Raw genomic sequence first — 5671 nt, forward strand, 5'->3', positions numbered from 1 at the left:
TCTGACGGACGGCGCCCGGCGCAGCATGGGCGGTGCGCTGCCTACGCCGGCAGGGGTCAATCCTCCCGCCCCTTGGCCCGGCGGCCCAGCGCTCGGGAGACCTCGCGGGAGGCGTCCCGCTCGGCGAGCGCGTGCCGCTTGTCGTAGGTCTTGCGCCCGCGGGCGAGAGCGACCTCCACCTTTGCCCGGCCGTCCTTGAAGTAGATGGACAGCGGGACGATGGTCAGGCCGCCCTCCTTCGTCTTGCCGACCAGTTTAGCGATCTCATCACGATGCAGCAGGAGCTTACGGCGCCGGCGCGGGGTGTGGTTCGTCCACGTACCCTCGGTGTACTCAGGGATGTGCACACCGTGCAGCCACGCTTCCCCGTCGTTGATCTGGGCGAAGGCGTCTACCAGTGACGCACGGCCCGCCCGCAGCGACTTCACCTCGGTGCCCTGGAGCACCAGCCCAGCCTCGATGGTGTCGAGAATCGTGTAGTCGTGCCGGGCCCGCCGGTTCTGTGCGACCAGCTTCCTACCGGTCTCCTTTGGCACTTCTGGTGTCCCTCTTCCTCGCAAGCCCCATACACATTCACGTCCCAGGCAGATCCCAGGCAGGTCCCAGACAGATTCCGCCGAACGGGCCGGGGACCTGGACCTCGGCCACGCGTGCGCGGCAACGTCACGTAGCCGCCGGCTCTCCAGGCTACGCCGGCCGCCGGGCAGGCCGGAACGGATGGGTCAGACCCGCAGGTATCGTCGCAGCGCGACCGCAGCCAAGATCGCGGATGTCACGGTGCCGATCAGGAGAACAGCGACGGCAACGGCCCACACCGCGCCCCAGCCGAAGAGCGGGAACATCGCCTGCCGGGCAAACTTATGATCAACAAAATAGACCTTGCACACGATCAGTATCACCACCGCGAACATCCCGCCGAGCATGCCCGTAACCGCACTCTCCATGACGAAAGGCGCGCGGATCGTCGCGTTGGTGGCCCCCACCAGACGCATGATCGCGGTTTCCCTACGTCGCCCGTGCGCGGAGAGGCGGATCATCGCATAGATCAGCACCACCGCGGCAAAAGCCTGAACGGCGGCAAGCGCGAAGGTGCCGACCGCGAACGCGCGCAGGAAGCGATAGAGCGGCGCGACCAGCGCGCGCTGGTCGCGTACCCGGTCAACGCCGCCCCTCCCGGTGTACTCCAGAACGATCTCGCCAGAGCGGCGTGGGTCAACAAGCGTGAGACGGAACGACGCGGGCAGGTCGGCCGCGCTCACGCCGCTCACGACATCCGGCGAGTTACGGAAGTCACGGGTGAAACGCGCGAACGCACGCGCCTTGTCCTCGTAAACGACCGCCCGCACCAGGGGGTCAGCGCGCAGATCGGCCGCTAGCGCCGCACGTTCGGCGCTGGAGACTCCGTCGTTGAGGTCGATAACAACCTGGATCTGGTCGAGGAAAAACCTGTCGACGGTCCGGGCCTGTGCCCTCAGCAACAGGCCGGCTCCGAGCAACGTGAGGCAGATCGTCACCGTGACGATCACCCCGAGGGCCATCGACAGGTTGCGCCGCAAGCCGCTGACACCGATCACGAGCATCTGACCCAGCCACCTACCAACGGCCATCACTTACAGTGCCAGCCCGTAGGCGCCCCGCAGCTGGTCACGCACGAGGGCACCGTGTTCGAGCTCGATGACCCGGTGACGCATGGCGTCCACCAGAGTGGCGTTGTGCGTGGCCACGACAACGGTCGTACCGATCTGGTTGATCGCATCCAGCAACTTCATGATCCCGGAACTCGTGACCGGGTCCAGGTTGCCGGTTGGTTCGTCAGCCAGCAGGATGCGCGGACGCCCGGCAAAGGCCCGGGCAACCGCGACCCGTTGCTGCTCTCCGCCGGAGAGCTCGTCGGGGTAACGACCCTCTTTACCAGCCAGCCCCACCAAGCTGACGATCGCGGGGACGACAGCGCGTACCACCGGGCTCGGCCGACCGGTGACCTCCAGGGCAAAGGCCACGTTGCCGGCGACCGTCCGGTCGGGCAACAACCGGAAGTCCTGGAACACACACGCCACCCGCCGGCGCAGCAACGGCACCCGGCGCTCCGGGATCCGGTTCACATCCAGGCCGGCAACCTCGACCACGCCGGCCGTGGGCCGTTCCTCCCGCAGCAGCAGCCGCAACAAGGTGGACTTCCCCGACCCCGACGGACCGACCAGGAAGACGAACTCCCCCGCGGCGATCTCGACGGTCACGTCATCCAGCGCGGGACGCGCACCTGCTGGATACCGTTTGGTCACCGAAGTCATGCGAATCACGCTTACCACTCCTCGCATCCAAATAGACACTCTAGGTCATCGGTGGATGCTAGCCAACAACGCGGCGGTCACGGCCCCGCGGGCATCCAGCGACCGCGAGGAGCATCACCAGACAGCCAGCGCGGCGTCGCGAGGCAGACAGGGGTGGCGCGGGGAACAGCGGGTAGACAGAGGGCGTGGCCGGCTGAACGGTGGCGGAACTTTTCTGGACCGTCAGACATTGTGCGGGTCAGCGCGCAAGCGCGATGATGCTGGCAGCGGACGCGGGGAGGTCGACGGCATGTGCTGCGAGGACCTGGTATGCGCCCGATGTGCCGGGCCGGTCGCCGAGGCACGGTGTCCGTCCTGCCGATCGGCCCGTGACTCGATGCACCACTCCCCCACCACGATCACACCTCAGATGCTGATCGTCATCGTGTCCGTGCTCCTGGCACTGACCCTGCTCGCCGTCCAGCACGGATAGGTTGCGCTGCGCCCGGACAGGTATCGAGCCCTGTTCGACCCGCCAGGTCACAGCTGTCAGGCCACAACTGTCAGGCCAGCATCTCCCGCAGCGCGACCACGTCGCCGATGACGATGACGGACGGCGGCCCGATACGAGCGTCATCGGCCAGCGCGGCGATGTCCGCGAGCGGCCCAGTGACCACCTTCTGACCAGCGCTTCCGCCACCATGGATCACAGCCGTCGGGGTGGATCCCGCGCGACCCCGTTTCACCAGCTCCGCGGTGATCTGCCCCAGCGCACCGACGCCCATCAACACGACGATCGTCCCAGCGCCGGTCGCCACGGCATTCCAGTCGACCGTCGAACCCGGATGGGACGGGTCGAGATGACCGGAGACGATCGTGACATCCTGGGTGATCCCACGGTGGGTGACCGGAATACCAGCCAACGCCGGTACCGCCACGGCGCTCGTCACACCCGGCACAACCTCGCAGGGCACCCCCGCAGCCCGACAGGCCAGCGCTTCCTCACCACCACGGCCGAAAACGAAAGGATCGCCGCCCTTGAGCCGCACCACCCCGAGGCCCCGCCCGGCCCGATCCACGATCAGGCGGTTGATCTGATCCTGGGTGATGTTGTGGCCGTGCGCCTCCTTGCCCACGTCCACGATCTCGACGCCGGGCCCGAGGTCGGCGAGCAGCGCCCGCGGAGCCAACCGGTCGACGACCACCACATCGGCCCGGCGCAGCAGCTCCATACCTCGAACAGTGATCAGATCGGGACGGCCCGGCCCACCGCCGACCAGCGCCACCCAGCCACCCGCGGCGGGCCGCGCGGGCACGGCGGCATCCGGCGATACCGCCCACACGGTGGCGCCGGCCATCAGGCCTGTCTCGGAACTGTCCATGGTCCTAAGGTTGCCTCGGGAGGCGCGGACGCGCGAGAGACGCCCTGAGCCCGGTGCCCCCCGTACCCCGCGCGAGAGCGCCGATCGGCCACCGTCGACGATCAGGCCGGGCCTTCGGCGGTGCGCCGCCAGCGGATCTCAGCATCGATGAAGTCGTCGATATCGCCGTCGAGCACCGCTCCGGTGCCGGACGTCTCCACATCGGTCCGCAGATCCTTCACCATCTGATACGGATGCAACACGTAGTTGCGGATCTGCGAGCCAAAGGAGACATCCTGTGGGCCGCCGGTCAGCCGCTGCTTCTCGGCAGCCTCCTCCACACGTCGGCGCTCCAGCAGTTTGGCCTGGAGCACCATCATGGCCGCGGCCTTGTTCTGTAGCTGGCTACGTTCGTTCTGGCAGGTCACCACGATGTTCGTCGGCAAGTGGGTGATCCGCACCGCCGAGTCGGTGGTGTTGACGCCCTGCCCGCCCGGTCCCGACGAGCGGAAGATGTCGATCCGCAGTTCCTTGTCGTCGATGTCGACGTGGTCGGCCTGCTCGACGGCGGGCGTCACCTCGACCCCCGCAAACGACGTCTGACGGCGGTTCTGGTTGTCAAAGGGGCTGATCCGCACCAGCCGGTGGACGCCGTGCTCGCTGCGCAGCGTCCCGTAGGCGTATGGCGCCTTGATCTGGAACGTGGCGGACTTCAGGCCCGCCTCCTCCGCCTCAGAGGTGTCGAACACCTCGGTGCTGTACCCGTGCCGCTCGGCCCAGCGCAGGTACATGCGCAGCAACATCGCGGTCCAGTCGGCGGCGTCCACGCCACCGGCTCCGGCGGACAGCTGAATGATCGCATCCCGCTCGTCGTACTCACCGGACAGCAGCGTGCGGACCTCGAGCGCGGAGATGTCACGAGTGAGTTTTGGCAGGCCCGCCGCGGCCTCAGCCAGCAGGTCGTCATCATCAAGGTCAAGAGCGGCGAGAATGTCGTCAAGGCGCCGTCGCAGCGCTTCGACGCGCGCGATGTCCCCCCGCGCCGACGAAAGCCGGCGGGTGACGCTCTGCGCTCTGTTCTGGTCGCTCCACAGGTCCGGATCCGCCGCCTCACGCTCCAGATCAGCGGCGCGACGCCGGAGACTTTCAAGATCAAGAACTGCTTCGATGCCGGTGAGCGTCGAGTCGAGAGTCTTGATCTCCTCTGTGAGGTCGGCGGCCATGAGACCTATCTTACCGGCGGGAACGCACCACCCCCAGCCGGATTCCGATCTTGGCGTGGCGACATTGGCACCCGCGCCAGCGCGCCGCCGCGCGGTCGTCCCAGCGGTACCCCCGCCCGGTTCGATCGCTCGAGGTTCACCCGCCCGTAGACGGCATTGTCCCCGGCGGGCAGCCCGGCCACCGCCACTGCCATAGCCATAGCCATAGCCGCCGGCACCGCCACCGCCACCGGCACCGCTCATGCGGCAACCGGACGGCGGCCGAATGACGGCCAGCTGGCAGAAACACGGCCCGCCGGCCCGAAACCCGAGCGCGGCTCTGCTACAGGCCGGAAATCCCTCCAAGGTCAACAAGACATCGGACCCGACCAGAATTGACGTGGAGAGACTTAAAGCACATCCAGCACGCCCTCGCTACCGAGGTGTCAGCGCGGCCCAACGACTATCTTGACTGTCAGTAGGCTCTTCGGCCAGGAAAGTGGTGACAGGCGGGTGTCATTCCATGTTCGGCCGGATTTGGCGTTGCTGGGCGCTGGTGAGCCGTGAACGACAGAACAGCCGGCACCTACCTCTCGACCGATACCGGCGAACTGCATGACGCCTGTATCCGGACCCTGGCAGAGACACTCATCAGCTATGAGACGGCTAACCTGGCCGACACCGTATCAATGCTGACGCCGCTGGAAAAGACCACCCGGACAGTGCCCCGTACCCGACGGTTGCGGGGCTCGGTCGCGCTGGACTGGATGCGGCTGCATGCCGCCGTGACCGCGACCATGGCAAACGCCGCATACGACCAGGGGTGCCACGGCGACGC

6 protein-coding genes and 1 pseudogene are annotated in these 5671 nt (G+C 67.3%); 2 read left to right on the top strand and 5 right to left on the bottom strand.

Annotated features, from left to right (window positions below):
• Nucleotides 1–56: 56 nt before the first annotated feature.
• From smpB to ftsE, 3 genes are all read right to left on the bottom strand, one after another.
• On the bottom strand, nucleotides 57–536 hold the full coding sequence (smpB, locus tag MJ783_RS15440; protein ID WP_239311139.1) for an SsrA-binding protein SmpB: 480 nt from the start codon (nucleotides 534–536) through the stop codon (nucleotides 57–59).
• A gap of 186 nt (nucleotides 537–722) precedes the next feature.
• A complete protein-coding gene (gene ftsX, locus MJ783_RS15445) occupies nucleotides 723–1580 on the bottom strand; it encodes a permease-like cell division protein FtsX (protein WP_239311140.1) in 858 nt (285 codons plus the stop codon).
• A 30-nt stretch (nucleotides 1581–1610) separates the two neighbouring features.
• Nucleotides 1611–2300, bottom strand: a complete 690-nt coding sequence (ftsE, locus tag MJ783_RS15450) for a cell division ATP-binding protein FtsE (RefSeq protein WP_239311141.1) — start codon at nucleotides 2298–2300, stop codon at nucleotides 1611–1613.
• A gap of 46 nt (nucleotides 2301–2346) precedes the next feature.
• Here ftsE and MJ783_RS15455 point away from each other — a divergent pair, with 46 nt between their 5' ends.
• Nucleotides 2347–2763, top strand: a complete 417-nt coding sequence (locus MJ783_RS15455; protein ID WP_239311142.1) for a hypothetical protein — start codon at nucleotides 2347–2349, stop codon at nucleotides 2761–2763.
• Nucleotides 2764–2833: 70 nt separating this feature from the next.
• Here MJ783_RS15455 and cobA read toward each other — a convergent pair whose 3' ends face one another.
• Together cobA and prfB are read right to left on the bottom strand one after the other, a co-directional pair.
• Nucleotides 2834–3628, bottom strand: a complete 795-nt coding sequence (cobA, locus tag MJ783_RS15460) for a uroporphyrinogen-III C-methyltransferase (RefSeq protein WP_239311144.1) — start codon at nucleotides 3626–3628, stop codon at nucleotides 2834–2836.
• 125 nt (nucleotides 3629–3753) lie between these two features.
• Nucleotides 3754–4854, bottom strand: coding sequence for a peptide chain release factor 2 (prfB, locus tag MJ783_RS15465; protein ID WP_239311143.1), 1101 nt, complete (start codon nucleotides 4852–4854; stop codon nucleotides 3754–3756).
• A gap of 542 nt (nucleotides 4855–5396) precedes the next feature.
• Between prfB and MJ783_RS15470 the strand changes: the two are divergent.
• A pseudogene (locus MJ783_RS15470) lies at nucleotides 5397–5671 on the top strand (hypothetical protein); the annotation flags it as partial.

The sequence above is a fragment of the Protofrankia sp. Cj3 genome (assembly GCF_917627355.1).
Lineage (GTDB): Bacteria > Actinomycetota > Actinomycetes > Frankiales > Frankiaceae > Protofrankia.

Coding starts and splice junctions, on each gene's coding strand:
- prfB (WP_239311143.1), bottom strand. CDS start 4,854: ATGGCCGCCGACCTCACAGAGGAGATCAAGACTCTCGACTCGACGCTC.
- MJ783_RS15455 (WP_239311142.1), top strand. CDS start 2,347: ATGCTAGCCAACAACGCGGCGGTCACGGCCCCGCGGGCATCCAGCGAC.
- ftsX (WP_239311140.1), bottom strand. CDS start 1,580: ATGCTCGTGATCGGTGTCAGCGGCTTGCGGCGCAACCTGTCGATGGCC.
- cobA (WP_239311144.1), bottom strand. CDS start 3,628: ATGGCCGGCGCCACCGTGTGGGCGGTATCGCCGGATGCCGCCGTGCCC.